This window comes from Mycobacterium sp. 852013-50091_SCH5140682 (assembly GCF_001665685.1).
Classification (GTDB): domain Bacteria; phylum Actinomycetota; class Actinomycetes; order Mycobacteriales; family Mycobacteriaceae; genus Mycobacterium.
In genome coordinates this window covers 17,660-44,349 of the sequence record NZ_LZTB01000091.1, presented here as the reverse complement: position 1 = coordinate 44,349, position 26,690 = coordinate 17,660, and the positions used below count along the sequence as shown (strand labels likewise).

The following is a 26,690-nucleotide window of genomic DNA, read 5'->3' as shown; positions in this document are numbered from 1 at the left end:
CGGAAGCTAAGCCTGCCAGCGCCGATGATACTACCCACACGGGTGGAAAAGTAGGACACCGCCGAACACACATTAAGCCCCGGGCCCCCAATCATTGATTGGGGGCCCGGGCATTTTTGTATGTCGTAATCCTCAATCAGAAAAGTGCCGGAGCGCGCCGGCTCTTCTCCAATTCCAGCAGCGCCCTTTTACGGTCCAAACCGCCGCCATATCCGGTGAGGCTGCCATTCGCGCCGATTACCCGATGGCAGGGCACCACAATTCCGATGGGATTGTGTCCATTGGCCAATCCGACCGCCCGAAATGCGCCCGGCGATCCGATTTCGCGAGCAATATCTCCATACGTGCACGTTTCGCCGTAGGGAATCGATTGCAGAGCGGCCCACACCCGCCGTTGGAAAGCCGTGCCGACCATGTGCAATTCCAGATCGAATACCGTCCGCTCACCGGCGAAGTACTCCGCCAACTGTTCAACGGCGTCGGGAAAGGCTGAGTCGTCGACCTCCCAACCGTCTCGGCTGGGCTCGTAGGTCTGGTCGACCATTCGAAGGTGCATCAATTGGCCATTGCGTCCCGCCAAGGTGAGCGGCCCGACGGGGCTGTCCACAGACCGGCATTGCAGTGTGGTCATCGTGTCTCCTGAACTGTCAGATCCTGCTGTTGGGATAGCGGCCAGTCGTTGACTGCGTGGTCGAGCGTGGTCCACAGGTGTTGCGTCGCGTACGCCCGCCAAGGCCGCCAACGGGCGCTGTAGCGGGTCAGCGCGGTCTGCTCTGAAGGCAGCCCGAGTTGTTCGGCGGCCAACCTCACGCCGAGGTCGCTGGCCGGGAAGGCATCGGGATCCCCGAGCCCGCGCATGGCGATCACCTCGGCACTCCACGGTCCTATCCCGGGCAGCGCCAGCAATTGCTCACGGGCTGCAGTCCAGTCGCAGCCGGGATCGAGGGCCAGGCGCCCGTCGGACAACGCGTCGACCAGCGCACTGACCGTCCGGCGGCGCGCGGCGGGCATGGCCAGGTGGGCCGGGTCGATTTCGGAGAGTTCCGCGACGTCGGGGAAGGCATGGGTCAGTCCGCCGTTGTCGTCGCGGATGGGCTGTCCGTAGGCCTTCACGAGCCGGCCCACGTGGGTGCGCGCTGCCTTGATCGAAACCTGCTGGCCGAGCACGACCCTGATTGCCAACTCGGCCTCGTCGACGGTGCGGGGGATGCGTTGGCCGGGCGCCTTGGCCACCACTGTGGCCAGGTCCTGATCGGCGCTCAGCGCATCGACCACTGCCTCGGGATCGGCATCGAGGTCCAGCAGACGTCGGCACCGCGCGATAGCGGCGGCCAGGTCGCGGAAGTCGTCGAGCACCAATCGGCACCGGACATGATCGGGCTGCGGCTGCAGGCTCACCACGCCGTGGCCGTGCGGCAACCGCAGCGAGCGACGTAGCCAGCCGTCGCGTACTTCCTCGAGTCCTGGCACTGCGCTGGCCGCCAGGTGACCGAACAAGCCCTCGAATGCGAATGGGACGCGGACTGGCAGCCGGAGCGAGATCACGCCGGGTGCGGTGGGCTCGTCGCGGGTGAATCGGGTTGCCGCACGCCGGCGCAGTTCGGTGGGAGTCAGATCGCATACGGCCCTGACCGTGTCGTTGAACTGGCGGATACTGGCGAAGCCTGCCGCGAAAGCTACGTCACCGAAAGGCAATTCGGTGGTCTCGATCAACACCCGCGCAGTCTGGGCGCGCTGTGCGCGGGCCAGCGCCAGCGGGTTGGCGCCCAGCTCGGCCTGCAAAATGCGTTGCAGCTGCCGTGTGGTGTAACCGACGCGTGCTGCCAGACCAGTGACACCCTCACGATCGACGGTGCCGTCGGCGATGAGCCGCATGCACCGGGCGACCGCGTCGCCACGCACGTTCCATTCCGGAGATCCCGGCGACGCGTCAGGACGACACCGTTTGCAGGCCCGGAATCCGGCAGCCTGCGCTGCGGCGGCGGTGGGGTAGAAGCGCATGTTGCGCGCCAGCGGCGGACGCACCGGACAGCTGGGGCGGCAGTAGATCCCCGTTGTGAGCACCGCGGTGACGAACCACCCGTCGAACCGGGCGTCCTTCGACTGGACGGCCCGGTAGCAGCGTTCGAAATCCTCGTGCACACCTGCAACGATGGCACGAGAAGCGCGGCGGAACTAGCGGAAAAACGACATGGTCGTGGAGGTCGAGGCCGATGCCCGGTCAGACGGGTACCGCCAATTGGGTCGGTTCATCGAGGCCGCGCAGTGTGACGGTGTCGCCCAACGACCAACGTGCCTTCTCGTCGTCGGTGGCATTGGCAACGGTGTCTGATGACGCGACGAGGCAACCCGGCACGGATTTGGACAATTCGCACAGCCGGGCGGCTTCGTTGACCGGTTCGCCGATGACCGTGTACTCGAAGCGTTCCTTCGCGCCCACATTGCCTGCGACCACCTGGCCGGCTGCCACGCCGATGCCTGCGGAGAGTTCCGGCACCGCGCTGCGCAGCCGTTCGGCGATGGCCCGGGCTGCGGCCAGTGCCTCGTCCTCGGCGTGTTCGAGGCGCACCGGGGCACCGAACACCGCGAGCACCGCGTCGCCCTCGAATTTGTTGACCAACCCCTGATGGCGGTCCACCTCGTCGACGATGACCGCGAAGAACCGGTTGAGTAAGGTGACCACTTCGGTCGCAGGCCGGCTCGTCACCAACTGACTCGAACCGATCACATCCACGAAAATGACTGCGGCGTGGAGTTCTTCGCCACCGAGCACCGGCTTCTGTTTTTCGGCCAGCTCGGCCACCTCTCGGCCGACGTGACGGCCGAACAGGTCGCGCACGCGTTCGCGCTCTCGCAACCCCTGCACCATCGAGTTGAAACCGCGTTGCATCTGACCGAGTTCGGTGCCGTCGAACACCACGAGATTGGTGTTGAGATCGCCGTCCTCGACGCGTCGCAGCGCGGCCCGGACCACGCGGATCGGCGCCGCGGTCAGCCAGGTGGCGATCCACATCAGGATGAATCCGAATATCAGCGCGAACATTGCGAGCACCATGACGGCGACCGCGAACTGGGTGGGCGTGAGGTTCTGCAGCACCAGCGCGAACATCGCAGCCAGCAGAATGCCGAGAATCGGCACGCCGGAGCCCAGCGCCCACACCACCATGGTGCGGCCCATGATGCCCGAGGACAGCCGTATCGGTGGTGGGCCCGCCTCCAGCGCCTGAGCAGCGACCGGACGCAGTGCGAACTCGGTGAACATGTAACAGCTGACCGACATGACGATGCCGGGAAAACTGATGCCCAGCAGGAACTTCGGGATGTAGTTGCTGTCGACCAGACCGTAGAGCGTGGTGAGCAGCGCGGTGCCGACGCCCCACAGGATCAACAGGACCGCGGTCAGACGGCCGGGCGCGAGAAAGGTGTTGCGCTGGTCCTGACGGCTCGGTGGCCGTCCTTGCAGCGACCACCGCACGTAATTGATCACCCGGTTGGTCGCCCACACCACGCCGACGACCAGCGCTGCGGCGACATACGCCGGGGCGACGACGAAGGTGATCAACCGGACGTCCGGCGCGAACACGCTCGGGGTGGGGAACACCAGCGTGACGATCAGCAGCGAAACCCCGATGCCCAGCAGGTTCGCGACGATGACGAACGTCGTCAGGATGACCTGGATCCGCACGCGGCGTCGGCGCTGGCTCTCCGACACCCGGCCGAGGATCCACGATCCGTACGCCGGCTCGTCCTGGAGTCTGCTGCTCTGCCGGGTCAGGGTTTCCAGGACCAAGCCCAGCCGCTTCGCCACGGATTTGTCGGCCATCATTGAGGCGTCAGCCTAGTTCGTCGGTCGTGCCCTTAAGGTGGTTCGGGTGCGCCTCGTGATTGCCCAGTGCACTGTCGACTATGTGGGTCGGCTGACCGCACACCTTCCGTCCGCCCGTCGGCTGCTGTTGTTCAAGGCCGACGGTTCGGTGAGTGTGCACGCCGACGACCGTGCCTACAAGCCGCTGAACTGGATGTCTCCGCCATGTTGGGTCACCGAGGAAGACTCCGGTGACGCGAGCCTGCTGTGGGTGGTGGAGAACAAGGCCGGCGAGCAACTGCGGATCACCGTGGAGGACGTCGAGCATGACTCGAGCCACGAACTCGGTGTCGACCCGGGCCTGGTCAAGGACGGCGTGGAGGCACACCTGCAGGCTCTGCTGGCTGAACACGTCGAATTGCTGGGAACCGGTTACACGCTGGTCCGCCGTGAGTACCCGACCGCGATCGGGCCGGTGGATCTGCTATGCCGCGACGAGCTCGGCGGATCGGTGGCCGTCGAGATCAAGCGTCGCGGCGAGATCGACGGTGTCGAACAGCTGACCCGCTACCTTGAGTTGCTCAACCGTGACAGCGTGTTGGCGCCGGTGGCCGGGGTGTTCGCGGCCCAGCAGATCAAACCGCAGGCTCGCACCCTGGCGACGGATCGTGGAATCCGTTGTGTGACATTGGATTATGACCAGATGCGCGGCATGGACAGCACCGAGTACCGGCTGTTCTGATGGGGCGCCGACGCAAGGAACCTCGGAAGCTGCCATCGACGTTGTCGACGCGTCGAATCGAAACAGGCGCTGACGGTTACGACTACGAAGTGCGGGTCGTCACGGCCTCACGCGCGGTCAAGGTGTATCGCTGCCCGGGGTGCGACCACGAAATCCGTTCGGGCACAGCACATGTCGTGGTATGGCCGGCAGACATGGGAGAGACCGCCGTCGACGATCGCAGACATTGGCATACGCCCTGCTGGTCGAACCGGACCAATCGAGGTCCGACGCGCAGGTGGTCTTGAAGGGTCAGTGATCCGAGTCGGCGGCCGGCTCGACCAACTCGACCAGCACGCCACCGGCATCCTTGGGATGGACGAAGTTGATGCGTGAATTCGCGGTGCCCTTGCGCGGGGCGTCGTACAGCAGGCGCACACCCTGGCTGCGCAGTCGCTCGCTCAATGCGTCGATATCGCTGGTCCGGTAGGCCAGCTGCTGCAGACCGGGGCCGCGCTTGTCGATGAACTTGGCGATGGTCGAGTTCTCGTCCAGCGGCGACATCAGCTGGATCTGGGCGCTGCCCTTGGGGGCGCCGCGGACCGAGAGCATCGCTTCGCGTACGCCCTGCTCTTCGTTGATCTCCTCGTGCAGCACGATCATGCCGAGGTTGTCGTGGTACCACTTGATCGACGCATCGAGGTCGGGCACCGCGATTCCGACATGATCGATCGCAGTCACCAGGGCGCTGGAGAGCGCTGGACGGGTATCGACATGTTCGGTGGTCATAACGCAACGGTAACCTTTACTTGAATGTTCGCGGTATGTGTGATCGGCCACACAGCTCCGTCAACCACCCACTGGAGGTAACAAATGACAACGTCGGTGATCGTTGCTGGAGCGCGTACTCCGGTTGGGAAATTGATGGGTTCGCTCAAGGATTTCTCGGGCAGTGACCTGGGTGCGATCGCCATTCGCGGCGCGCTCGAGAAGGCGGGGGTCGACGCGTCGCTCGTCGAGTACGTGATCATGGGACAGGTCCTCACCGCCGGCGCCGGGCAGATGCCTGCGCGCCAGGCCGCGGTGGGCGGCGGCATCGGCTGGGATGTGCCTGCCCTGACCATCAACAAGATGTGCCTGTCCGGCATCGATGCCATTGCGCTGGCCGATCAGCTCATCCGTGCCGGTGAGTTCGACGTCGTGGTCGCGGGTGGCCAGGAGTCGATGACGCAGGCTCCGCACCTGCTGCCCAAGAGCCGTGAGGGCTACAAGTACGGCGATGTCACCGTGCTCGATCACCTGGCCTACGACGGTCTGCACGACGTGTTCACCGATCAGCCGATGGGCGCGCTGACCGAGCAGCGCAACGACGTCGACAAGTTCACGCGCGCCGAGCAGGACGAGTTTGCTGCGCAGTCGCATCAGAAGGCCGCAGCGGCATGGAAAGACGGTGTCTACGCCGACGAGGTGGTGCCGGTATCCATCCCGCAGCGCAAGGGTGACCCGATCGAGTTCGCCGAGGACGAGGGCATCCGCGCCAACACCACCGCCGAGTCCCTCGGCGGCCTGCGCCCGGCCTTCCGCAAAGACGGCACCATCACCGCGGGTTCGTCGTCGCAGATCTCCGACGGTGCCTGCGCCGTCGTGGTGATGAACAAGGCCAAGGCCGAAGAGCTGGGTCTGAGCTGGTTGTGTGAGATCGGCGCGCACGGCGTCGTCGCGGGTCCGGACTCCACTCTGCAGTCTCAGCCGGCCAATGCCATCAAGAAGGCGATCGCCCGCGAAGGCATCACCGCCGACCAGCTGGACGTCATCGAGATCAACGAGGCATTCGCTGCGGTGTCGCTCGCGTCGACCAAGGAGCTCGGGGTGGACCCGGCGAGGGTCAACGTCAACGGCGGCGCCATTGCCATCGGCCACCCGATCGGCATGTCCGGGGCTCGCATCACGCTGCACGCCGCGCTGGAGCTGGCGCGCAAGGGCTCGGGCTACGCCGTCGCGGCACTCTGCGGAGCCGGTGGCCAGGGCGACGCGCTCGTGCTGCGTCGCTGACAGCTATCAACGACGCTGTGTAGTAGCTGGCGGGCCGCTCGGGCACAATGGCGGCCATGACACGCTCCTTCGACCTGCGCACCGTTTCGGGCTGGTTCCGGCTCATCGCTCTCGCTGAGGCGGTGAGTTGGGCCGGCCTGCTGGTCGGCATGTACTTCAAGTACCTGGGCACTCCGCGCACCGAGGTTGGCGTCAAGGTGTTCGGACCCATCCACGGCGGCATTTTCCTCGCGTTCGTGGTGGCCGCCGTGCTGGTCGGGATGGCGCACAAGTGGGGCATCGGCACCTGGATTCTGGCGTTGCTGGCCAGCATCGTGCCCCTGGGCAGTGTGATTTTCGTCATGTGGGCTGACCGCACCGCCCGTCTCACGCCGGCCGCCGGCTCGGCCGGGGTGCTGCAACCGGGAGGCGCAGTCCCCGAAACGACGTGACAGACTTGATGCCGTGACACGTCCACGTCCTTCCGTCGGACCGGCGCTGGCCGGTGCGGTTGATCTGTCGGCACTCAAGCAACGGCCTACCGAGGGCACCGCGTCTGCGGCGCCCGGTGGGGTCGAGGTCACCGAAGCCAACTTCGAGGCCGAGGTTTTGGTCCGATCCAGCCAGGTGCCGGTGGTGGTGCTGCTGTGGTCGCCACGCAGCGAGGCCAGCGTTCAGCTGGGCGACGCGCTGGCCGGCCTGGCCGCCGCCGACGGCGGCAAGTGGTCCCTGGCGGTGGTCAATGTCGACACCACGCCGCGGGTCGCGCAGATGTTCGGTATCCAGGGCGTGCCCACGGTCGTCGCGCTTGCCGGTGGGCAGCCGATCGCGAGCTTCGAGGGCCCGCAGCGGCCCGAGCAGCTGCGCCGGTGGGTCGACTCGCTGCTGCAAGCCACAGCGGGCAAGCTCGAAGGCGGACCGGAGGGCGAGGCCGAGCAGGTCGATCCCGAGCTGGCGGCGGCCCGCGACCACTTGGACAACGGTGACTTCGCGGCCGCACTGACCGCCTACCAGGCCATCCTGGACTCCGACCCTAACCACGCGGAGGCCAAGGGCGCAGTCCGGCAGATCGCCTTCTTGCAGCGGGCCAGCGTGCAGCGCCCCGACGCGGTGGCCGTCGCCGACGCAAACCCGGCCGATATCGAGGCAGCGTTCGCCGCGGCCGACGTCGAGATCCTGCAGCAGCAGATCTCGGCCGCGTTCAACCGGTTGATCGCGCTCGTCAAGCGAACGGCCGGAGACGACCGCACCGCCGTGCGCACGCGGTTGATCGAGCTGTTCGACCTGTTCGACCCGGCCGACCCCGAGGTGGTCGCCGGCCGGCGCAACCTCGCGAACGCGCTGTACTAGGGGTCACTTTTTCTCCGGCTCCATGCGGGCACCGCGGCCCAGAATTCCGTGACGGCCTCGCCGGTCATCAGCAGTGTCGGGATGGTAACGGCGGCGAGCGATCGCCAGCTGTGCATGTATCGGATTGTGTGCCTTGCTGATTCGTGGTTCATTGCGCGGAACGCGGCTTTGAGCTCGGCCGCCTGCTCGGTACGCGCGATGTCCGCGCCGCCGAGGAGCACGTCGAACAGGATTTTGGTCAGCAGGGGATTGGGTCCGAGCATCCGGTAGGCCGCGGCAAGCGGATATGTCTGGGTCCACCGCTGTCGCCGGCTGACGGGTAGGACCGGTGCGGCGATGGTCAAGGGAGATTCGCGGGAGCGGCTCGTCGCAGTCGCGACCGAGTTGTTCGGCGAGCAGGGCTATCACAAGACCGGTACCGAAGAGATCGTCCGCCGCAGCGGCGTGACGCGTGGCTCGCTCTATCACCACTTCGCAGACAAGGAAGCACTCTTCGAGGAGGTCTTCGACCGCGCCGACCAGGTGGTGAGTGCGCGGTTAGGGCGGCTGCCGCGAAGGTCGGCTGGCAGAAGTGGCAGGAGCGCAACGCGCGGTACACCCTGGCCAATATCGAGGCCGGCCTCGTCAGTCTGCTGGAGCAGGGTGTGCTTGCGCCGCAGCCGATTTCACCGCTGGCAGTGCTGCTGATGGGGCTCAGCAATCAAGCCGTTGCCGCGATCGCCGGCGCATCCGACCCTGTTCGCGCGCGCCGCGACATCGGTGCCGCGGTACGCCATCTCCTCGACGGGTTGCAGCAGCTGAATCTCGCGGGGAAGCCTAGGCAGGCTCGAACCAGAGCGCGGACAGCGGCGGCAACACCATGACCGCCGAGGCCGGACGGCCGTGCCACGGCTCGTCCGTGGCCTCCACCGCGCCGTAGTTGCCGATGCCCGACCCGTTGTAGAGCGCGGCGTCGGTGTTGAGCACTTCGTTCCAGGTGCCTGCGTGTGGCAGCCCCAGCCGGTACTGGCTGTGCTCGGTCCCGGCGAAATTGATCACGCAGGCCAGCATGGAACCGTCGGCGCCGAAGCGCAGGAAGCTCAACACGTTGTTGGCCGAATCATTGGCGTCGATCCACGAGTAGCCCTCGGGTGAGGTGTCGCGGCTCCACAGTGCCGGGCGGCTGCGGTAGATGGCGTTGAGGTCGTGCACCAGCCGTTGCACACCGCCGGAGAAGCCCTGCTCGTCGAGCTGGAACCAGTCGAGGCCACGTTCCTCGGACCATTCGGCGCGCTGCCCGAATTCCTGGCCCATGAACAGCAGCTGCTTGCCCGGATGGGCCCACTGATAGGCCAGCAGGCTGCGCAGGCCTGCGGCCTTCTCGTGATCGCCACCCGGCATCCGCCCCCACAGCGTGCCCTTGCCGTGCACCACCTCGTCGTGGCTGATGGGCAGTACGTAGTTCTCGCTGAACGCGTACAGCATGGAGAACGTCATCTCGTGGTGGTGATAGCTGCGGTATATCGGGTTACGGCTGATGTAGTCCAGCGTGTCGTTCATCCAGCCCATGTTCCACTTCATCGAAAACCCAAGGCCACCAAGGTTTGTGGGTCTGGTGACGCCGGGCCACGAGGTGGATTCCTCGGCCACGGTGACGATGCCGGGGGCGGCCTTGTGCACGGTGGCGTTCATCTCCTGCAGGAACTGCACGGCCTCCAGGTTCTCCCGCCCGCCGTAGATGTTGGGCGTCCAACCACCTTCCGGCCGTGAGTAGTCGAGGTAGAGCATCGACGCCACGGCGTCCACCCGCAGGCCGTCGACGTGGTATTCCTGCAGCCAGTACAGCGCGTTGGCGACCAGGAAGTTGCGGACCTCGGCCCGGCCGAAATCGAAAACGTAGGTGCCCCAGTCGAGTTGTTCGCCGCGGCGGGGATCTGAGTGTTCGTAGAGCGCGGTGCCGTCGAACCGGCCGAGCGCCCACGCGTCCTTGGGGAAGTGCGCGGGCACCCAGTCCACGATCACTCCGATGCCGGCCTGGTGCAGGGTGTCGACCAGATGCCGGAATTCATCCGGGGAACCCAGGCGCGCTGTCGGCGCGTAGTACGACGTGACCTGGTAGCCCCACGATCCGCCGAACGGATGTTCGGCCACCGGCAGTAGCTCGACATGGGTAAAGCCCTGTTGGACAACGTATTCGGTGAGCTGCTCGGCGAGCTCCCGATATGAGAGGCCGGGACGCCACGACATCAGGTGCACCTCGTAGGTGCTCATCGGCTCGAATACCGGATTGAGCTCGGCGCGCCGCGTCATCCAGTCCGCGTCGTCCCACGTGTAGGAACTGGTGAAGACGCGCGACGCGGTGTGCGGGGGTACCTCGGTGGCGAACGCCATCGGGTCGGCACGGTCGGAGACCGATCCGTCGGCGCCGTGGATGCGGAACTTGTAGAGCCCGTCGACCGGGAAGTCCGGCCAGAACAGCTCCCACACTCCCGTCGAGCCCAGCACCCGCATCTGGGCCTCGTTGCCGTCCCAGTGGTTGAAGTCACCGACGAGGCTGACGCCCTTGGCATTCGGGGCCCACACCGCGAACGAGACCCCGTCCACAACGCCGTCCGGTGTGGTGAACGACCTGCGGTGCGCACCGAGGATCTCCCAGAGCCGTTCGTGACGGCCCTCGGCGAACAGGTGCAGGTCGAGCTCACCGAGCGTCGGCAGGAACCGGTAGGCATCGGCGGTGGTGAGGATGTCGACGGTGTCGTCGGCGCCCGGATAGCCGATCTCCAGGCGATAGTCGACCAGGTTGGTGTAGGGCACCGCCACCGCGAACAGCCCGGATTCCAGGTGTTCCAACGGAAATCGATCGGCACCGATGCGCGCGGTCACCTTGACGGCGTGCGGCCGGTAGGCCCGGATGACGGTGTGGTCGCCCGATTCGTGGGCGCCGAGGATCGCGTGCGGATCGTGGTGTTCGCCGGCCAGGAGCCGGTGCACATCTGACGGGTCGGGCCGCAGCTGTGCGTTGGTGAGTTGATTGCTTCGCGTCATCGTGACCTCATTCCCTGCGTAGCAAGTCGAGTCGTTTGTCCTGCGGTATCAGCGGCATGTTCAGCACGTGTGCGACCGCTTTGGCTGGGTCGATGCGGATGTAGTTGGCTTGGCCCCATTGGAATTCCTCGCCGGTGATCTCGTCGCGGACCCAGAACCGGTCGTAGGACTCCATTCCGAGTGCCTCCATGTCCAGCCACAGCGTGGATTCCTCGGGGCCGAATGCGTTGAGCGTCACCACCACCAGCACGGTGTCGCCGGTGATCGGGTCGAACTTGCTGTAGGCCAACAGCGCATCGTTGTCGATGTGGTGAAACGTCACGTTGCGCAGCTCGCGCAGCGCGGGGTGCACCCGGCGAATCTCGTTGAGCCGGGTGAGGAACGGCTCCAGTGATTCGCCGGCATCCAGTGCCGCCTGGAAATCGCGGGGCCGCAGCTGGTATTTCTCGGAGTCCAGGTATTCCTCGCTGCCTTCGCGCACCGCCCGATGCTCGTAGAGCTCGTAGCCGGAGTACACCCCCCAGGTCGAGCTGAGAGTGGCGGCGAGTACCGCGCGGATGGCGAACATGCCGGGGCCGCCGTGCTGCAGGCTGGCGTGCAGGATGTCGGGGGTGTTGACCCACAGGCTCAGCCGGGCGCAGTCGGCGTAGTGGGCGATCTCCTTGCCGAATTCGGTGAGCTCCCACTTGGAGGTGCGCCAGGTGAAGTAGGTGTAGGACTGGGTGAAACCCAGCTTGGCCAGCCCGTAGAGCCGCGCGGGCCGGGTGAACGCCTCGGAGAGGAACAACACGTCGGGATCGTCGTTTTTCACCTCGGCGATCAACCACGCCCAGAAGTTCGGCGGTTTGGTGTGCGGGTTGTCCACCCGAAACACCTTGACCCCGTGCGATATCCAGTACCGCACCACGCGCAGCACCTCGTGGTAGAGGCCCTCGGGATCGTTGTCGAAGTTCAGCGGGTAGATGTCCTGGTACTTCTTGGGCGGGTTCTCGGCGTAGGCGATGGTGCCGTCGGGCAGCACCGTGAACCATTCCCGGTGCGCCTTGGCCCACGGGTGATCCGGGGCGCACTGCAGGGCCAGATCCAGCGCCACCTCCAGCCCCTGATCAGCGGCGGCGGCCACGAACGCGTCGAAGTCCTCTATCGTCCCCAAGTCCGGGTGTACGGCGTCGTGGCCGCCTTCGTCGCTGCCGATCGCCCACGGCGATCCGACATCGCCGGGTGCGGCGGTGACCGCGTTGTTGCGGCCCTTGCGGTGCACTTTGCCGATCGGATGGATCGGGGGCAGGTAGACGATGTTGAAGCCCATCGCAGCGATCCGCGGCAGGGCGTCGGCCGCGGTGGCGAACGTGCCGTGCACGGGATGCCCGTCGGCGTCCCAGCCGCCGGTGGAGCGCGGGAACATCTCGTACCAGGAGCTGAACCGGGCCAGCGGCCGGTCCACCCACACCCCGTAGCGCTCACCTCGGGTGAGCAATTCACGCAGCGGATACTGCGCCAGCAGGCCACTGACCTGCTCGGACAGCGCCGCGCCGGCACGGGTGAAGGGATCACCGGGCAGCCGCAACGCCGCCGCCGCCGACAGCAGTGGTTCGCGCAGGTCATGCGGCATACCCGCGGCCGCACGCTCCAACAGTCGCGCGCCGATGAGCAGATCGTTGGACAGTTCACCCTCGCTTTGGCCGGCCTCGAGCTTCGCCTCGACCGCGTGGCGCCAGGTCGCGATGGGATCACCCCACCCATCGACCCGGAACGTCCACAGCCCGACCCGGTCGGGGATGAACTGGCCGTGAAACACATCGGGGGTCTCGCCCGGGGCCATCGCAAGGGCCTGCGGCTTGATCCGCGTCGCGGGGGCCACGACGTCCTGGATCGGCACCGGTGGTGGTGCGGGGGTGGGCCCGTCGGCCAGTCTCGGGTAGTCGGTGCCGTGATAGCGCACCACCAAGGTGGCCGCCACCTTGTCGTGGCCTTCGCGCCACACCGTCGCACGCACCGGTACCACTTCGCCGACGACGGCTTTCGCGGGGAAACGCCCACCGGATATCGCTGGCGCGACGTCATCGATTCCGATACGACCGGCCACCCGTCACTCCTCACGTTGGATAACGCTGTTCCATTGCACTGCCCTGTCGCGTCCAGTACCCACCGTAGTGTCCGGTCGAACATGGCGGGGAAGAAGCAGTGCAGGTGTTGATTTCCCTTCGCGCAGTCCTGCAGGGGTGTGGTTTTGTGTGGTCCAAGGCTCATCGTCTGCGAGATCGCGATTTGTCAGTAAGGTGATGTCGCGTGAAAGCCCTCCGACGGTTCACTGTCCGCGCCCATTTGCCCGAGCGGTTGGCGGCTCTGGAGCGCCTGTCGATCAACCTGCGCTGGTCGTGGGATAAGCCCACCCAGGATTTGTTCGCCGATATCGATCAGGCGTTATGGAAGACCGCCGGCGGCGATCCGGTCGCGTTGTTGGGCGCGGTGAGCCCCAAGCGGCTCGACGAGCTGGCCCGTGACGAGTCGTTTGTGAGCCGTCTGGACGGGTTGGCCGCGGATCTGGACAACTACCTGACCCGGCCGCTGTGGTATCAGCAGCAGGCCGACGAGGGCGTGGAGATGCCCAAGGGCATCGCGTACTTCTCGATGGAGTTCGGTGTCGCCGAGGTCCTGCCCAACTACTCCGGTGGTCTGGGCATCCTGGCCGGTGACCACCTGAAATCGGCGTCGGATCTGGGTTTGCCGCTGATCGCCGTCGGGCTGTACTACCGGTCGGGGTATTTCCGGCAGTCGTTGACCGCCGAGGGCTGGCAGCATGAGAACTATCCCTCGCTGGATCCGCAGGGTTTGCCGCTGCGCCTGTTGACCGACGCGGCCGGCGAGGCGGTGACGGTGTCCCTGGCGTTGCCCGATTCCCGTGAGCTGGCAGCGCGGGTGTGGATCGCGCAGGTGGGGCGAATCCCGTTGCTGCTGTTGGATTCTGACATCCCGGAGAACGAGCACGATCTGCGTGGGGTGACCGACCGGCTCTACGGTGGAGATCAGGAGCACCGGATCAAGCAGGAGATCCTGGCCGGTATCGGCGGCATCCGGGCGATCCGGGCGTTCATCGAGGCCGAAAATCTGCCCGCACCCGAGGTGTTCCACATGAACGAGGGCCACGCGGGTTTCCTCGGGCTCGAACGCATCCGCGAATTGGTCGCCGCCGGGCTGGACTTCGACACCGCGCTGACAGTGGTGCGGTCCTCGACGGTGTTCACCACCCACACACCAGTTCCCGCGGGCATCGACCGGTTCCCGGTGGACATGGTCAGGCGGTACTTCGGCAGTTCTGCCCATGGTCAGGGTGATTCGCGTCTGCTGCCCGGGGTGCCGCTGGACCGCGTCATCGCGTTCGGCGCCGAGGATGATCCGTCGAAGTTCAATATGGCGCACATGGGTTTGCGGTTGGCGCAGCGCGCCAACGGTGTCTCGTTGCTGCACGGGCGGGTGAGCCGGGAGATGTTCAACGACCTGTGGCCGGGATTCGATCCGAACGAGGTACCGATCGGTTCGATCACCAACGGCGTGCACGCCCCGACCTGGGCGGCCCCACAGTGGGTGGCGCTGGGTCGCGAACTCATCGGCTCCGATGATCTGGGGTCGCTGCGTGAACCGGCTCTGTGGCAGCGCCTGCACGAGGTCGACCCGGGGCACCTGTGGTGGATCCGGTCGCAGCTGCGCGAAACGCTCATCGCCGACGTGCGCGACCGGCTGCGCCGATCGTGGCTGGAACGCGGCGCTTCTGATGCGGAATTGGGTTGGATCGCCACGGCTTTCGATCCGTCGGTGCTGACCATCGGGTTCGCCCGCCGGGTGCCGACCTACAAGCGGTTGACGTTGATGCTGCGTGACCCGCAGCGCCTGCAGGCGCTGCTGCTCGACGAGGCGCGCCCGGTGCAGTTGATCGTGGCGGGCAAGTCGCATCCGGCTGATGACGGCGGCAAGGCGCTGATCCAGCAGATCGTCAAATTCGCCGACCGGCCCGAGGTGCGGCACCGCATCGCGTTTCTGCCCGACTACGACATGTCGATGGCCCGCTACCTGTACTGGGGCTGCGATGTGTGGCTGAACAACCCGCTGCGCCCGTTGGAGGCGTGTGGCACGTCGGGGATGAAGAGCGCGCTCAACGGCGGGCTGAACCTGTCCATCCGCGACGGCTGGTGGGACGAGTGGTACGACGGGGAGAACGGGTGGGAGATCCCGACCGCCGACGGGCTGCTCGACGAGGGCCGCCGCGACGACCTGGAGGCCGCCGCGCTCTACGACCTCTTGGAGAACGCGGTCACCCCGAAGTTCTACGAACGCAACGAACATGGCGTGCCGACCCGCTGGGTCGAGATGGTGCGCCACACCCTGCAGGAGCTCGGTCCCAAGGTGCTCGCGTCGCGGATGGTGCGTGACTACACCGAGAAGTACTACCTGCCCGCCGCGCAGTCTCTGCGCAAGACTGTCCAGCCGGCCTCGGGTGAACCGTTCGGGGCTGCCGCCGAATTGGCCGACTACCGGCGCCGCGCGCAGCTGGCCTGGCCCAAGATCGAGATCACCGACGTGGACAGCTACGGGCTGCCCGACACGCCGCTGCTGGGCTCGCAGCTCACCTTGACGGCGACCGTGCAGCTGGCGGGCCTGGCCCCCGAGGAGGTGGTGGTGCAAGCTGTGCTGGGCCGCGTCGACGCCACCGACTCGATCACCGAACCGGTCACCGTGGCGATGACCCACACCGGGACCGCCGACGGCGGCAACGAGGTGTTCTCCACCACCACACCACTGCCGGTGGCAGGGCCGGTGGGCTACACCGTGCGCGTGCTCCCGCACCACCCGCTACTGGCCGGTGACAACGAACTCGGACTGGTGACGCTGGCTTGAGCTCAGCACTCAAAGTCGCTGTCGACGGCGGTCCGTACGCATTGACGGCTGGCCCCGACGGCGCCATGTGGGTGACGCTGGTGCACGCCGGGGCTGTCGCACGGATCTCCGCCGGCGGTGAGGTCGCCGTCCATGCGGTGGGTGAGGGTTCGCGGCCGTCGATCATCACCGCGGGTCCTGATGGTGCGCTGTGGTTCACTCGCAGCGGGGACGACCGGATCGGTCGGATCACCGTTGCGGGTGAGCAGTCGGAGTTCGAATTGACCTCCGGCAGTGCCCCTTTCGGCATAGTCACGGGGCCCGACGAGGCGTTGTGGTTCACCGCGATGACGTCCGGGGTGATCGGCCGGATCAGCACCGCAGGCGAGATCACCACCGAGGCGACCGTGGGCGGCATGCCGTCGATGATCACCCGTGGTCCCGACGACGCACTGTGGTTCACCCTCAACGAGGGGAATGCGGTCGGCAGGCTGACGCTGGCCCGCACGCGAGGAGGTCTAGACGCTAGGGGCACGCTCACCAAACGTCAATTGCCCACGCCCGCAGCGGGTCCGGTCGGAATCGCAGCGAGCCATGACGATGCGGTGTGGTTCACCGAGATCCGCGCCGACAAGTTGGGCCGCATCCCGATGGACGATGCCATCCAGGAATTGGATCTGCCTGGCAAACCGCATGCCGTGGTCGCCGACCCGTCGGGTGGAGTGTGGGTAAGCCTATGGGGCTCAGATCAATTGGCACGAGTCAGCGACGACGGCGAGGTGGTCACCGTCGACCTGCCGTCGGGCAGTGAGCCACACGGGCTGGCGATCGGTCCGGACGGTGCCGCCTGGGTGGCGCTGGAGTCCGGCTTCGTGCTGCGCATGCCGAACTGAATTGTCCTCGGCTGTCAGTCGAATCGCTTGAAGCAGCGCTCGGCGTCGCCGAGCACACCGAGCCGGAACGCGTCGATGCGGGAGAAGCCCGACGGCACCGATTCGCCGTTGACGTCACTGGCCACCAACCCGTTGGTGAGAATGCCCGACACCGCCTCGTCGATATCGCCCGCGGTCAGCACGATGCTGTCGCCGTTGCTCATGGTCAGGTTCTTGCTGAGCTTGGCGTTGGCCACCCCGGTCAGGCATGCGGTCCGCAGGGCGGCTTTCGCGTTGTTCAGTGGTACGCCACGGGCGTTTTGCAGGGACAGCATGTACCGCGACGTCAGGACCGAGAAGGCGGTGTTGTCCCCGTTGGCCGGAGCCATGGCCCCGTCGTCCTCGTTCTTGACGCCCATCGCCGCGAGGTCGTTGAGGTCGACGACGATGGTGTTGGTGGCCGGGCAATATGAGGCCGGGGGACTGGGCCTGGCGTTGGGGCAGGTCTTCGCATCGTCGGCAGAGAAACTGAGCTGCGGCGGTTTGGCCGGTTTGAATATCGTGTTCAGCGCGTCGACCATCGCGCGCACCCACTTCTCGGTGATCGGCAGTTCACCGGACTGATCCTCGGGTAGCAGGACCGGAAGGTCCCCGCGACGCTGCTTGATCTCCTTGACGTCGATCGCCGCGCAGGCCGACGGGCCGTCGGTGAAGCCGAACTGGAAAGCCGAGACCCGCTCGAAGGCCGACCCGTGTTCGTTCACGCCGGCTTGCGCGTCGTCCTCGCTTTGCAGCGGGTCGCGGAACGCGATCACGGCGGCCAGCACGTTGTTGAGCCCCTCGCCGGTGTTGAGCGTGAAGCGGGGCGAGTTGCCCTCGGCCACCCACCGCATGTACGTGCCTGCCAGGCAGTCGGCCTGCTGTTCGGATACCAGCGTCGGGGTTCCTCTGGTGATGAGTTTGGCCTGTTGCTGCACCGAATGTCCGTATTCGTGGGCCAGCACCAGCACGGCGGCCATGTCGCCGCCGTCCTTGCGCAGCGAGGGCATCAGCACGCCGCGGTCCCAGCCGATGGTGCGGTCTAGCTTGCAGAACGCGGCGTTGACCAGCCCGTAGGTGCTCTCGCCGCAGAACTCTCCGTCGTATCCGTGCGCGTCCCACGACATCAGTTCGGACACCGGTTCGAACGCCCCGTCGAACGAGTCGGAGTAGGCGGTGTGCCAGAAGTCTTCGATGTCGCTGACGGCGTCGCCCGCCAGCTTGTCGACGTCGCCGTTGTCGGTGCCGGTGACGTCGCGCGTGCCCGCTTCGGCGTTGGGCCGCAGCCCGCTGGGCCCGTCGGTCGCGGGCATGCCTGCCACCGAGAACGGATCGGCGAATACCGACACGGGATTGCCCGGCAGCACGGTCGAGCAGGACAGGACCGGCAGCACCGCGCACGCGGCGATCGCGATACGGGTCAGGCGCCGTCGACTCATGGAGCTACAGGATAGTGAAAACGCGCAACCTCAGCTGCCGCCACGCAATCGGCGCAGGGCCTGACGGACCCGGTCGCCGTCGGTGGTGGACCAGAACGGTGGCAGCGACGCGCGCAGGTATCCGCCGTAGCGGGCGGTTGCCAGCCGGGAATCGAGCACCGCGACCACACCGCGGTCGTCGGTGTGGCGCAGTAGTCGACCCGCGCCCTGCGCCAGCAGCAGCGCCGCGTGATTGGCCGCGACCGCCATGAAACCGTTGCCGCCGCGGGCACTGATCGCCCGCTGCCGCGCCGTCAGCAGCGGATCGTCGGGGCGGGGGAACGGAATCCGGTCGATCAGCACCAACGACAGCGAAGGCCCCGGCACGTCGACGCCTTGCCATAGCGACAGGGTGCCGAAAAGTGAGGTCTCAGGGTCGTCTGAAAACTGTTGCACCAGAGCTGAAGTGGTGTCGTCACCCTGACACAGCACCGGGGTGTCGAGGCGCTCGCGCATGACTTCAGCGGCAGCCTTCGCGGCCCGCATCGAGGAGAACAGGCCCAGCGTGCGACCGCCCGCCGCGGTGATCAGACCTTCGATCTCGTCGAGGGTGTCGTCGCCGGCTCCGTCGCGGCCAGGTGGCGGCAAATGCTTGGCGACGTAGAGGATTCCGGATTTGGCATGCTCGAACGGCGACCCGACGTCGATGCCGCGCCAGCCCGGTGTCGTCGTGCCCTCGGAGTCGTCCGGTTTGGCCAGGCCCCACGCCCTTGCCATGGCGTCGAAGTTGCCACCAAGGCTCAGGGTGGCCGAGGTCAGCACTGCCGTGGTGTGGTCAAAGAGCCTGGTGCGCAACAATCCTGACACGGTGAGCGGGGCCACCCGCAGGATGGTGCGGACCGTACCGCGCGACTCCTCATGGTCGAGCCAGACGACATCGGTGCGGTCCGGGATGGCCGGGACGAACGACGACAGGATGCGGGTGGCGGTGTCGTCGACATCGGTCAGCGCGGTCACCGCCTCGTTGCGGGCGACCGCGGCCTTCGGATCGCTCGGCGCGGTGTCGATCGCCATCCTGGCCTTGTTGGCGGCATCGCGCAGCGCCGTCAGATAGGTGGCCAGTTCGTCGTCGAGCACGTCGATGCGGCCGGGTTCGGTGTCGTGCAGCAGTGAGGACAGCGTCGCGATGGTGGCCTCGAAACGTTCTGCGAGTTCCGGATCCACCAGCCTGGCGGCTCGTCGATGTGCCACGGCCATCGATGTCGGGGAGAGTTCGCCGGTGGCCACCCCGGTGACGCGGTCGGCCAGCTCGTGGGCTTCGTCGACGACCAGCAGTTCGTACTCGGGCAGCACCGCGAAATCGGAGAGGGCATCGATGGCCAGCAGGGCGTGGTTGGTCACCACCACGTCGGCGGCGCCGGCCAGGCCGCGGGCCCGCTCGGCGAAGCAGTCGGTGCCGTACTGGCAGCGTGACACGCCGACGCACTCGCGCGCCGAGACGCTGACCTGGCTCCAGGAGCGGTCCGGCACGCCCGGCGTCACCTCGTCGCGGTCGCCGGTCTCGGTGTCCGATGACCAATCCAGCAGGCGCTGCACGTCGCGACCCATCGCGCTGATGGCCATCGGTGAGAACAACTCATCCTGTGGGCGGTCCTCCGGTTCGCCGGCACCGTTGTGGATCTTGTTGAGGCACAGGTAGTTTCCCCGGCCTTTCAGCAGTGCGAAGGTGGGGCGACGGGGGAGCGCACCGGCCAGCGACTCCACGAGCCGGGGCAGGTCCCGATCCACCAGCTGACGCTGCAGCGCGATGGTGGCGGTCGAGACGACGACCGGTTGCTCGGTGGCCAGGGCGTGCGCGATCGCCGGGACCAGGTAGGCAAGCGATTTGCCGGTTCCGGTGCCGGCCTGCACGGCCAGGTGCTCACCGGATTCGAAGGCGTGCGCGACAGCCTGCGTCATCTCGATCTGACCGGTGCGGCGTGCGCCACCCAGTCCGTCGACGGCGACCGCGAGCAGGTCGGTGATGTCCTTGGGGAAGTCGGATTCCGGCGTGGGAGCTCCTAACGTTCCTGGGCGGGCACCATGCGGGTGCCGATGGCCGGTTCGCCGCGGGAGAGTTTGAGCCCGTCCCACGGCAGGCTGTGCAGCCCGGCGGCGACCCGCTCCCGCGCGGCGATGAGTTCGGCGGCGGGGGTCGCGTCCGACACCGGCTCACCGCCTGACACCAGCGGGACGGTGAGCGTGCGTGCCGTCAGGCCTGCCGGAGCAGCCGGGGGCTGCCCGTACGGGTAGATGACTTCTTCGACGACGGTTCCGGAGGTCTTGGCCAGACGCATCGCCTGCTTGCGGCCACCGTGCGATTCCTTGTGGCTGCTGCGTTTGGCCACACCGATGCCGTCGACCTCGACGAGCTTGTAGACCATGCTGGCGGTGGGTGCTCCCGAACCCGTGACCACCGAGGTGCCGACGCCGTAGCTGTCGACGGGTTCGGCGCGCAGGGCGGCGATCGCGAACTCATCGAGGTCGCCGGAGACGACGATGCGCGTCGAGGCGGCGCCCAGCCCGTCGAGCTGTGTGCGGACCTGGCGGGCCAGCACACCGAGATCGCCGGAGTCGATGCGGACCGCGCCCAGCTCGGTCCCGCCGACCGCGATCGCGTTGTCCACGCCCGTGGTGATGTCGTAGGTGTCCACCAGCAACGTGGTGTCGGTGCCGAGGGCGGCCACCTGCCCGCGGAACGCCGCCTGCTCGTCGGGGCCTGAGGCGGTCGTGTGCAACAGCGTGTAGGCGTGCGCCGCGGTGCCCATCGTCGGTACGCCGTAGCGGCGCTCGGCCTCGAGGTTCGACGTCCCGGCGAACCCCGCGAGGTAGGCCGCGCGGGCCGCGGCGACGGCGGCCTGCTCGTGGGTGCGCCGGGAACCCATCTCGATCATCGGCCGGCCCGCCGCGGCGGTGGTCATCCGCGCCGCGGCGGAGGCGATCGCCGTGTCGTGGTTGAAGATTGACAGCACCAGCGTTTCGAGGATCACGCACTCGCCGAAGCTGCCGTGCACCGACAGCACCGGCGAGCCGGGGAAGTACAGCTCGCCTTCGGCGTAGCCGTCGACGTCGCCGCGGAACTGGTAGTCCGCGAGGTACGCCAGCGTCGCGTCGTCAAGGAAATCCAGCGTCGCCAATGCGGTGTCGTCGAACCTGAACTGCCCCAAGGCTTCGACGAAGCGTTGGGTGCCCGCAACCACGCCGTAGCGGCGCCCCTCGGGCAGCCGGCGGGCAAAGACCTCGAACGTCGTCTGTCGGTGCGCAGTACCGTCGCGAAGCGCGGCGGCGAGCATGGTCAGCTCGTACTTGTCGGTGAGCAACGCGACCGTCACAGCAGCAACCGTAGCCGTTTCCGGGTTTGGGGATCTCGCCGGTATTGTGAGCCCATGGTTACACCGGCGAAGGCCCGTCCGGGTACCCGGGAAGAAGTTGACGTCGCCGGGGCCGAGGCCACCGACAATCCATGGGTGACCATCGTGTGGGACGACCCTGTCAATCTGATGACGTACGTGACCTACGTCTTCCAGAAGCTCTTCGGCTACAGCGAGCCGCATGCCACCAAGCTCATGCTGCAGGTGCACAACGAGGGCAAGGCTGTGGTGTCTGCGGGCAGCCGCGAATCCATGGAGGTCGACGTGTCGAAACTGCACGCCGCCGGGCTGTGGGCGACCTTGGCGCAGGACCGCTGATCGACGGTGCGCAAGTGGAAGCGGATCCAAACCGCTGACGGCCCGCGGTTCCGCTCGTCGTTGGCTGCTCATGAAGCCGTATTGCTCCAGAACCTGGTGACCTCGTTGCTTGGCATGCTCGAGGAACGCGAATCCTCGGCGCCCACAGACGAACTGCATGCCATCACCGGCATCCGGACCGGAAACCCGCAGCCGCCGCAGGACGACACCCTGCGCCGGCTGCTACCGGATTTCTACCGACCTGCCCACGAGCACCCGGCCGGCTCCGGCACTGCCGAAAGCCTCAACAGCGCGCTGCGCGGCTTGCATGAGCCGGAGATCATCGACGCCAAACGCGATGCGGCGCAACGGCTGTTGGACACGCTGCCGGAGGGCGGCGGCAAGTTCGAGCTGACCGAGAGCGACGCGCAGGCCTGGGCCGCCGCGGTCAACGACGTCCGCCTGGCGCTCGGCACCATGCTCGACATCAGGCCTGACGGCCCACACCGGCTGTCGCAGGAGCACCCCATGGCCGGGCACCTTGACGTGTACCAGTGGCTCACGGTGCTGCAGGAGTACCTCGTGCTGGGACTCATGGGCAAGTAGATGGGCTCGATCACCGACGTCGGCGGCATCCTGGTCGGCCACCATCACCGCATCGACCCGGACGTCACGCTGGGTGCCGGTTGGGCCACGGGCAGCACCGTCGTCCTCGCACCGCCCGGCACGGTCGGTGCGGTCGACGGTCGCGGCGGCGCGCCGGGAACACGTGAGACCGATCTGCTCGACCCGATCAACACTGTCCGCCACGTCGACGCCGTCGTGCTCTCCGGCGGCAGTGCGTACGGTTTGGCCGCCGCCGACGGCGTGATGACCTGGCTGGAGCAGCAGGGTCGCGGCGTCGCGATGGACGGCGGAGTGGTTCCCATCGTCCCGGCCGCGGTGATCTTCGATCTACCCGTCGGTGGATGGGCGAACCGGCCGACCGCTGAGTTCGGCTACGCCGCCGCGGCTTCGGCGAGTGCCCAGTTCGGTCTCGGGACTGTCGGGGCCGGGGTGGGTGCACGGGCCGGCGTGCTCAAAGGTGGCGTCGGCACGGCGTCGACAGTGCTGCCCGACGGAGTGACCGTTGGCGCCCTGGTGATCGTCAATGCCGCGGGCGACGTCGTCGACCCCGCAACTGGGCTGCCCTGGATGACCACACTGACCCACGAGTTCGGCCTTGTCGCACCGCCGGCGAACCAGCTCGCCGCCTACGCCGATCTGCATACCGAACTGAGCCCGCTCAACACCACCATCGCAGTCGTCGCGACCGATGCCGCGCTGAGCAAGGCCGCTTGTCGGCGCGTCGCAGTGGCCGCGCACGACGGATTGGCCCGCACCATCGCGCCGTGCCACACCCCGTTGGACGGCGATACGGTGTTCGCGCTGGCCACCGGCGCGGTGACGGTTGAGCCGAACCCGAGAACCCCGGCCGCGATGTCGCCCGAGACCATGCTGGTGGCCCGGATCGGGGCCGCCGCGGCGGAGGTGCTGGCCCGGGCAGTGCTGGTCGGGGTGCTGGCCGCGGATGCGGTGGCAGGAATACCCACCTACCGTGACATGTTGCCGGGAGCGTTCGGATGAAGGGAGCCGTCCAGTGTTGGTGATTCGCCGTGACCTCGCCGAGGCCATGGTGGCCCATGCGCGGGCGGACCATCCTGACGAGGCGTGTGGGGTGATCGCCGGGCCGGAGAATTCCGATCGGCCCGAACGGTTCATCGCAATGGTCAACGCCGAGCGTTCGCCGACGTTCTACCGGTTCGATTCGGGTGAGCAGCTCAAGGTGTGGCGCGCGATGGACGAGGCCGACGAGGTGCCCGTCGTCATTTACCACTCGCATACCGCGACCGAGGCGTATCCGAGCCGCACCGACATCTCGTACGCGTCAGAGCCTGATGCGCACTACGTGCTGGTCTCGACCCGCGATCCGAACCAGCACGAACTGCGCAGCTACCGCATCCTCGACGGGGTCGTCACCGAAGAGCCCGTCCAGATCGTCGAGCAGTACAGCAACAAGGAGCAAGTGTGACCGTTAACGTCTCGATCCCGACCATCCTGCGTCCGCACACCGGCGGGCAGAAGCGGGTCAGCGCGTCCGGCGACACGCTGGCCGCAGTGATCAGCGATCTGGAGGCCAACTACTCGGGCCTGTCCGACCGACTCGTCGATAACGGCAAGCTGCACCGCTTCGTCAACATCTACGTCAACGATGAGGACGTGCGGTTCTCCGGCGGCCTGGACACTGCGATCGCCGACGGCGATTCGGTGACCATCCTGCCCGCTGTCGCGGGCGGGTAACGCATGGCCAGGCACGATTCGCTGCTGCAGGCCCTCGGCGACACCCCGCTGGTCGGCCTGCAGAACCTCTCGCCCCGCTGGGATGACGGCGCCGACGGAACACCGCACGTGCGGCTGTGGGCCAAACTCGAGGACCGCAATCCGACGGGCTCCATCAAGGACCGGCCTGCGCTGCGGATGATCGAGCAGGCCGAGCGCGACGGGCTACTGGAGCCCGGCGCCACCATCCTGGAGCCGACCAGTGGCAACACCGGGATCTCGTTGGCCATGGCGGCGTTGCTCAAGGGCTACCACATGATCTGCGTGATGCCGGAGAACACTTCGATCGAGCGGCGTCAGATCCTGGAGCTCTATGGCGCCAGGATCATCTTCAGCCCGGCAGAAGGCGGTTCCAACACGGCCGTCGCCACCGCCAAAGAGCTTGCCGCACAAAACCCTTCGTGGGTGATGCTTTACCAATACGGCAACCCGGCGAACAGCGACGCGCACTACTACGGCACCGGGCCCGAGCTGCTGGCCGACCTGCCGGAGATCACCCACTTCGTCGCCGGGCTCGGCACCACCGGCACCCTGATGGGCACCGGCCGGTTCCTGCGCGAGCAGGTCCCCGGTGTGCAGATCGTGGCCGCCGAACCGCGTTACGGCGAGGGTGTGTACGCGCTACGCAACATCGACGAGGGCTTCATTCCCGAGCTCTACGATCCGGCGGTCCTGACCACCCGGTTCTCCGTCGGCTCGTACGACGCCGTCAAACGGACCCGCGACCTCGTGACCCGCGAAGGCATCTTCGCGGGCATCTCCACCGGCGCCGTACTGCACGCCGCGCTGGGCATGGCCGCCAAGGCGGTCAAGGCCGGTGAGCGCGCGGACATCGCGTTCGTGGTGGCCGACGCCGGATGGAAGTATCTGTCGACCGGTGCCTACGCCGGTAGCCTGGATGACGCGGAGGACGCGTTGGAAGGGCAGTTGTGGGCATAGAGGTGTGCGCGTGAGCAAGCGCCCGCGAGGAGCCGCAGGCGGATCGCCCATGAGCGGTCTGCCCGTACCGACCACGCCGAAGAAGCCACCGGCGTGGAAGGTCGGCGGCGCCACCATCCTCATCTTTGTCGCACTGCTCTACGTGGTCGAGATTGTTGACACCGCCATGGGCCACCGCCTCGACCAAGACGGCATCCGGCCCCTGCAGACCGACGGATTGTGGGGCATCCTGTGGGCGCCCCTGCTGCACGGCGGTTGGCCGCACCTGATCGCCAACACCGTGCCCGCGCTGGTGCTCGGCTTTCTGATGACCCTGGCCGGGATGGGGCGATTCTTCGCCGCGACGGCGATCATCTGGATATTCGGCGGCTTCGGCACGTGGCTGATCGGCAACATCGGCCTGCACTGCCCCTACGTGACCGCGCAGTGCACAAGCACTCATATCGGTGCTTCCGGCTTGATCTTCGGCTGGCTGGCGTTCCTGATCGTGTTCGGGTTCTTCACCCGCAATGTGTGGGAGATCGTGATAGGCGTCGTCGTGCTGTTCGTCTACGGCGGTGTGCTGTTCGGAGTGCTGCCCGGTAGTGCGGGGGTGTCCTGGCAGGGACACCTGTGCGGGGCGGTCGCCGGGATCTTCGCGGCCTACCTGCTGTCCGGGCCCGAACGCAAAGCCCGGCAGGTCCGCAGGCGGCCCAACCAGCTGACCTCATGAGAGATCAGCTCGCGCCGATCGGGATTTTCGATTCCGGGGTCGGTGGACTCACCGTCGCCCGCGCCATCATCGACCAGCTGCCCGACGAGGACATCGTCTACGTCGGCGACACCGGCAACGGGCCGTACGGGCCGCTGACCATCCCGGAGATTCGGGCGCACTCGCTGGCCATCGGCGACGACCTCGTCGCCAGGGGAGTCAAGGCGTTGGTGATCGCGTGCAACACCGCATCCTCGGCGTGCCTGCGCGACGCCAGAGAGCGCTACGCGCCCGTACCGGTGGTCGAGGTGATCTTGCCCGCGGTGCGTCGTGCCGTGGCAGCGACCCGCAACGGGCGCATCGGCGTCATCGGGACGGCGGCGACCATCGCGTCGCGGGCATACCAGGACGCGTTCGCCGCGGCCCGCGACACCGAGATCATCGGCGTCGCCTGTCCGCGGTTCGTCGACTTCGTCGAGCGTGGCGTCACCAGCGGGCGGCAGGTGCTCGGCCTGGCGGAGGGTTATCTGGAGCCTCTGCAGCGCGCTGAGGTCGACACGTTGGTGCTGGGCTGTACGCACTATCCGATGCTGTCGGGGTTGATCCAATTGGCGATGGGCGACAACGTCACGCTGGTGTCCTCGGCCGAGGAGACTGCCAAGGATCTGCTGCGGGTGCTGACCGAGCTTGATTTGCTGAAGCCGCACGGGGTTTCCGCGGCGCAACGAGTCTTCGAAGCGACGGGCGATCCAGAGGCGTTCACTGCTCTGGCGACCCGATTCCTGGGACCGACTCTCGATGGCGTACGGCAGGTGGGGCGTCACGCCGGCGCCGGAACATGA

Annotated in this window: 27 protein-coding genes; 17 read left to right on the top strand and 10 right to left on the bottom strand. The window is 67.0% G+C overall.

Annotated elements, in window-relative coordinates:
* Positions 1–136: 136 nt before the first annotated feature.
* The 3 genes from A5784_RS23515 to A5784_RS23505 all read right to left on the bottom strand — a co-directional run bounded on the left by A5784_RS23515 (position 137) and on the right by A5784_RS23505 (position 3,826).
* The gene (locus tag A5784_RS23515) at positions 137–631 is read right to left on the bottom strand and encodes a methylated-DNA--[protein]-cysteine S-methyltransferase (RefSeq protein WP_064947284.1); all 495 of its coding nucleotides are present in this window, start codon (positions 629–631) and stop codon (positions 137–139) included.
* Entirely contained in the window at positions 628–2,142 is a 1,515-nt protein-coding gene (locus A5784_RS23510; RefSeq protein ID WP_064947283.1) for a DNA-3-methyladenine glycosylase 2 family protein, read from the bottom strand. The genes A5784_RS23515 and A5784_RS23510 overlap by 4 nt, the downstream gene beginning before the upstream one ends.
* A gap of 79 nt (positions 2,143–2,221) precedes the next feature.
* Positions 2,222–3,826: an adenylate/guanylate cyclase domain-containing protein gene (locus tag A5784_RS23505; RefSeq protein ID WP_064947282.1), complete on the bottom strand. Its 1,605-nt coding sequence runs from the start codon at positions 3,824–3,826 to the stop codon at positions 2,222–2,224.
* Between the two features lie 46 nt (positions 3,827–3,872).
* Here A5784_RS23505 and nucS point away from each other — a divergent pair, with 46 nt between their 5' ends.
* Together nucS and A5784_RS39315 are read left to right on the top strand one after the other, a co-directional pair.
* On the top strand, positions 3,873–4,547 hold the full coding sequence (gene nucS, locus A5784_RS23500) for an endonuclease NucS (RefSeq protein ID WP_064947290.1): 675 nt from the start codon (positions 3,873–3,875) through the stop codon (positions 4,545–4,547).
* On the top strand, positions 4,547–4,834 hold the full coding sequence (locus A5784_RS39315) for an Rv1322 family protein (RefSeq protein ID WP_082945034.1): 288 nt from the start codon (positions 4,547–4,549) through the stop codon (positions 4,832–4,834). The genes nucS and A5784_RS39315 overlap by 1 nt, the downstream gene beginning before the upstream one ends.
* 4 nt (positions 4,835–4,838) lie before the next feature.
* Here the strand turns inward: A5784_RS39315 and mce are convergent, their stop codons facing one another.
* Positions 4,839–5,315, bottom strand: a complete 477-nt coding sequence (gene mce, locus A5784_RS23495) for a methylmalonyl-CoA epimerase (protein WP_062832039.1) — start codon at positions 5,313–5,315, stop codon at positions 4,839–4,841.
* Between the two features lie 84 nt (positions 5,316–5,399).
* On the opposite strand from mce, the gene A5784_RS23490 reads away from it, so the two are divergent.
* Genes A5784_RS23490 through A5784_RS23480 form a run of 3 tightly spaced genes read left to right on the top strand, consistent with a single transcriptional unit; the run spans position 5,400 to position 7,907 of the window.
* Entirely contained in the window at positions 5,400–6,578 is a 1,179-nt protein-coding gene (locus A5784_RS23490; protein WP_064947281.1) for an acetyl-CoA C-acetyltransferase, read from the top strand.
* Positions 6,579–6,625: 47 nt separating this feature from the next.
* Complete coding sequence (locus A5784_RS23485) at positions 6,626–7,009, top strand: DUF3817 domain-containing protein (RefSeq protein WP_082945033.1); 384 nt, start codon at positions 6,626–6,628, stop codon at positions 7,007–7,009.
* A gap of 13 nt (positions 7,010–7,022) precedes the next feature.
* Positions 7,023–7,907, top strand: coding sequence for a tetratricopeptide repeat protein (locus A5784_RS23480; RefSeq protein WP_064947280.1), 885 nt, complete (start codon positions 7,023–7,025; stop codon positions 7,905–7,907).
* Here the strand turns inward: A5784_RS23480 and A5784_RS23475 are convergent.
* Positions 7,904–8,170: a hypothetical protein gene (locus A5784_RS23475; RefSeq protein ID WP_197514853.1), complete on the bottom strand. Its 267-nt coding sequence runs from the start codon at positions 8,168–8,170 to the stop codon at positions 7,904–7,906. The genes A5784_RS23480 and A5784_RS23475 overlap by 4 nt on opposite strands.
* Positions 8,171–8,243: 73 nt before the next feature.
* Here A5784_RS23475 and A5784_RS37740 point away from each other — a divergent pair, with 73 nt between their 5' ends.
* Positions 8,244–8,594: a TetR/AcrR family transcriptional regulator gene (locus A5784_RS37740; protein ID WP_232006223.1), complete on the top strand. Its 351-nt coding sequence runs from the start codon at positions 8,244–8,246 to the stop codon at positions 8,592–8,594.
* Entirely contained in the window at positions 8,507–8,770 is a 264-nt protein-coding gene (locus tag A5784_RS39865) for a TetR family C-terminal domain-containing protein (protein WP_353651916.1), read from the top strand. The genes A5784_RS37740 and A5784_RS39865 overlap by 88 nt, the downstream gene beginning before the upstream one ends.
* On the opposite strand, the gene glgB is transcribed toward A5784_RS39865, so the two are convergent.
* Together glgB and A5784_RS23465 are read right to left on the bottom strand one after the other, a co-directional pair.
* Complete coding sequence (gene glgB, locus A5784_RS23470) at positions 8,724–10,931, bottom strand: 1,4-alpha-glucan branching protein GlgB (protein WP_064947279.1); 2,208 nt, start codon at positions 10,929–10,931, stop codon at positions 8,724–8,726. The genes A5784_RS39865 and glgB overlap by 47 nt on opposite strands.
* A 7-nt stretch (positions 10,932–10,938) precedes the next feature.
* The gene (locus A5784_RS23465) at positions 10,939–13,017 is read right to left on the bottom strand and encodes an alpha-1,4-glucan--maltose-1-phosphate maltosyltransferase (RefSeq protein ID WP_064947278.1); all 2,079 of its coding nucleotides are present in this window, start codon (positions 13,015–13,017) and stop codon (positions 10,939–10,941) included.
* A 203-nt stretch (positions 13,018–13,220) separates the two neighbouring features.
* Here A5784_RS23465 and A5784_RS23460 point away from each other — a divergent pair, with 203 nt between their 5' ends.
* A complete protein-coding gene (locus A5784_RS23460) occupies positions 13,221–15,824 on the top strand; it encodes a glycosyltransferase family 1 protein (RefSeq protein WP_064947277.1) in 2,604 nt (867 codons plus the stop codon).
* Positions 15,821–16,696, top strand: a complete 876-nt coding sequence (locus A5784_RS23455) for a Vgb family protein (protein WP_064947276.1) — start codon at positions 15,821–15,823, stop codon at positions 16,694–16,696. The genes A5784_RS23460 and A5784_RS23455 overlap by 4 nt, the downstream gene beginning before the upstream one ends.
* A gap of 14 nt (positions 16,697–16,710) precedes the next feature.
* Here A5784_RS23455 and A5784_RS23450 read toward each other — a convergent pair whose 3' ends face one another.
* From A5784_RS23450 to A5784_RS23440, 3 genes are read right to left on the bottom strand one after another with little or no spacing between them, the layout of a single operon-like run.
* Complete coding sequence (locus tag A5784_RS23450) at positions 16,711–18,153, bottom strand: neutral zinc metallopeptidase (RefSeq protein ID WP_064947275.1); 1,443 nt, start codon at positions 18,151–18,153, stop codon at positions 16,711–16,713.
* 30 nt (positions 18,154–18,183) lie between these two features.
* Positions 18,184–20,157: an ATP-dependent DNA helicase gene (locus A5784_RS23445; RefSeq protein ID WP_064947288.1), complete on the bottom strand. Its 1,974-nt coding sequence runs from the start codon at positions 20,155–20,157 to the stop codon at positions 18,184–18,186.
* Between the two features lie 35 nt (positions 20,158–20,192).
* Positions 20,193–21,503 carry a nicotinate phosphoribosyltransferase gene (locus tag A5784_RS23440; protein ID WP_064947274.1) on the bottom strand — a complete coding sequence of 437 codons (1,311 nt, stop codon included), beginning with the start codon at positions 21,501–21,503 and terminating at the stop codon, positions 20,193–20,195.
* Between the two features lie 54 nt (positions 21,504–21,557).
* Here A5784_RS23440 and clpS point away from each other — a divergent pair, with 54 nt between their 5' ends.
* The 8 genes from clpS to murI are packed head-to-tail and all read left to right on the top strand — an operon-like array spanning position 21,558 to position 26,690.
* Positions 21,558–21,860 (top strand): ATP-dependent Clp protease adapter ClpS, encoded by a 303-nt coding sequence (gene clpS, locus A5784_RS23435; RefSeq protein WP_064947273.1) that lies wholly within the window; start codon positions 21,558–21,560, stop codon positions 21,858–21,860.
* A gap of 6 nt (positions 21,861–21,866) precedes the next feature.
* Positions 21,867–22,445, top strand: coding sequence for an oxidative stress transcriptional regulator AosR (gene aosR / locus A5784_RS23430; protein WP_064947272.1), 579 nt, complete (start codon positions 21,867–21,869; stop codon positions 22,443–22,445).
* Complete coding sequence (locus A5784_RS23425) at positions 22,446–23,465, top strand: P1 family peptidase (protein WP_064947271.1); 1,020 nt, start codon at positions 22,446–22,448, stop codon at positions 23,463–23,465.
* Positions 23,410–23,910 (top strand): M67 family metallopeptidase, encoded by a 501-nt coding sequence (locus tag A5784_RS23420; protein WP_197514852.1) that lies wholly within the window; start codon positions 23,410–23,412, stop codon positions 23,908–23,910. The genes A5784_RS23425 and A5784_RS23420 overlap by 56 nt, the downstream gene beginning before the upstream one ends.
* On the top strand, positions 23,907–24,179 hold the full coding sequence (locus A5784_RS23415) for a MoaD/ThiS family protein (RefSeq protein ID WP_064947269.1): 273 nt from the start codon (positions 23,907–23,909) through the stop codon (positions 24,177–24,179). The genes A5784_RS23420 and A5784_RS23415 overlap by 4 nt, the downstream gene beginning before the upstream one ends.
* Positions 24,180–24,182: 3 nt before the next feature.
* Positions 24,183–25,157 (top strand): cysteine synthase, encoded by a 975-nt coding sequence (locus tag A5784_RS23410; RefSeq protein WP_064947268.1) that lies wholly within the window; start codon positions 24,183–24,185, stop codon positions 25,155–25,157.
* 49 nt (positions 25,158–25,206) lie between these two features.
* Positions 25,207–25,869, top strand: a complete 663-nt coding sequence (locus A5784_RS23405; RefSeq protein ID WP_064947267.1) for a rhomboid family intramembrane serine protease — start codon at positions 25,207–25,209, stop codon at positions 25,867–25,869.
* Positions 25,866–26,690 carry a glutamate racemase gene (murI, locus tag A5784_RS23400; protein ID WP_064947266.1) on the top strand — a complete coding sequence of 275 codons (825 nt, stop codon included), beginning with the start codon at positions 25,866–25,868 and terminating at the stop codon, positions 26,688–26,690. Before A5784_RS23405 ends, murI begins: the two co-directional genes overlap by 4 nt.

Excerpts from the sequence above, each read along its gene's own strand:
- A5784_RS23515 (WP_064947284.1), bottom strand. The coding sequence starts at position 631 with ATGACCACACTGCAATGCCGGTCTGTGGACAGCCCCGTCGGGCCGCTC.
- A5784_RS23505 (WP_064947282.1), bottom strand. The coding sequence starts at position 3,826 with ATGATGGCCGACAAATCCGTGGCGAAGCGGCTGGGCTTGGTCCTGGAA.
- A5784_RS39315 (WP_082945034.1), top strand. The coding sequence starts at position 4,547 with ATGGGGCGCCGACGCAAGGAACCTCGGAAGCTGCCATCGACGTTGTCG.
- mce (WP_062832039.1), bottom strand. The coding sequence starts at position 5,315 with ATGACCACCGAACATGTCGATACCCGTCCAGCGCTCTCCAGCGCCCTG.
- A5784_RS23490 (WP_064947281.1), top strand. The coding sequence starts at position 5,400 with ATGACAACGTCGGTGATCGTTGCTGGAGCGCGTACTCCGGTTGGGAAA.
- A5784_RS23485 (WP_082945033.1), top strand. The coding sequence starts at position 6,626 with ATGGCGGCCATGACACGCTCCTTCGACCTGCGCACCGTTTCGGGCTGG.
- A5784_RS23475 (WP_197514853.1), bottom strand. The coding sequence starts at position 8,170 with ATGCTCGGACCCAATCCCCTGCTGACCAAAATCCTGTTCGACGTGCTC.
- A5784_RS37740 (WP_232006223.1), top strand. The coding sequence starts at position 8,244 with ATGGTCAAGGGAGATTCGCGGGAGCGGCTCGTCGCAGTCGCGACCGAG.
- glgB (WP_064947279.1), bottom strand. The coding sequence starts at position 10,931 with ATGACGCGAAGCAATCAACTCACCAACGCACAGCTGCGGCCCGACCCG.
- A5784_RS23450 (WP_064947275.1), bottom strand. The coding sequence starts at position 18,153 with ATGAGTCGACGGCGCCTGACCCGTATCGCGATCGCCGCGTGCGCGGTG.
- clpS (WP_064947273.1), top strand. The coding sequence starts at position 21,558 with ATGGTTACACCGGCGAAGGCCCGTCCGGGTACCCGGGAAGAAGTTGAC.
- A5784_RS23425 (WP_064947271.1), top strand. The coding sequence starts at position 22,446 with ATGGGCTCGATCACCGACGTCGGCGGCATCCTGGTCGGCCACCATCAC.
- A5784_RS23420 (WP_197514852.1), top strand. The coding sequence starts at position 23,410 with ATGCGGTGGCAGGAATACCCACCTACCGTGACATGTTGCCGGGAGCGT.
- A5784_RS23410 (WP_064947268.1), top strand. The coding sequence starts at position 24,183 with ATGGCCAGGCACGATTCGCTGCTGCAGGCCCTCGGCGACACCCCGCTG.
- A5784_RS23405 (WP_064947267.1), top strand. The coding sequence starts at position 25,207 with ATGAGCGGTCTGCCCGTACCGACCACGCCGAAGAAGCCACCGGCGTGG.
- murI (WP_064947266.1), top strand. The coding sequence starts at position 25,866 with ATGAGAGATCAGCTCGCGCCGATCGGGATTTTCGATTCCGGGGTCGGT.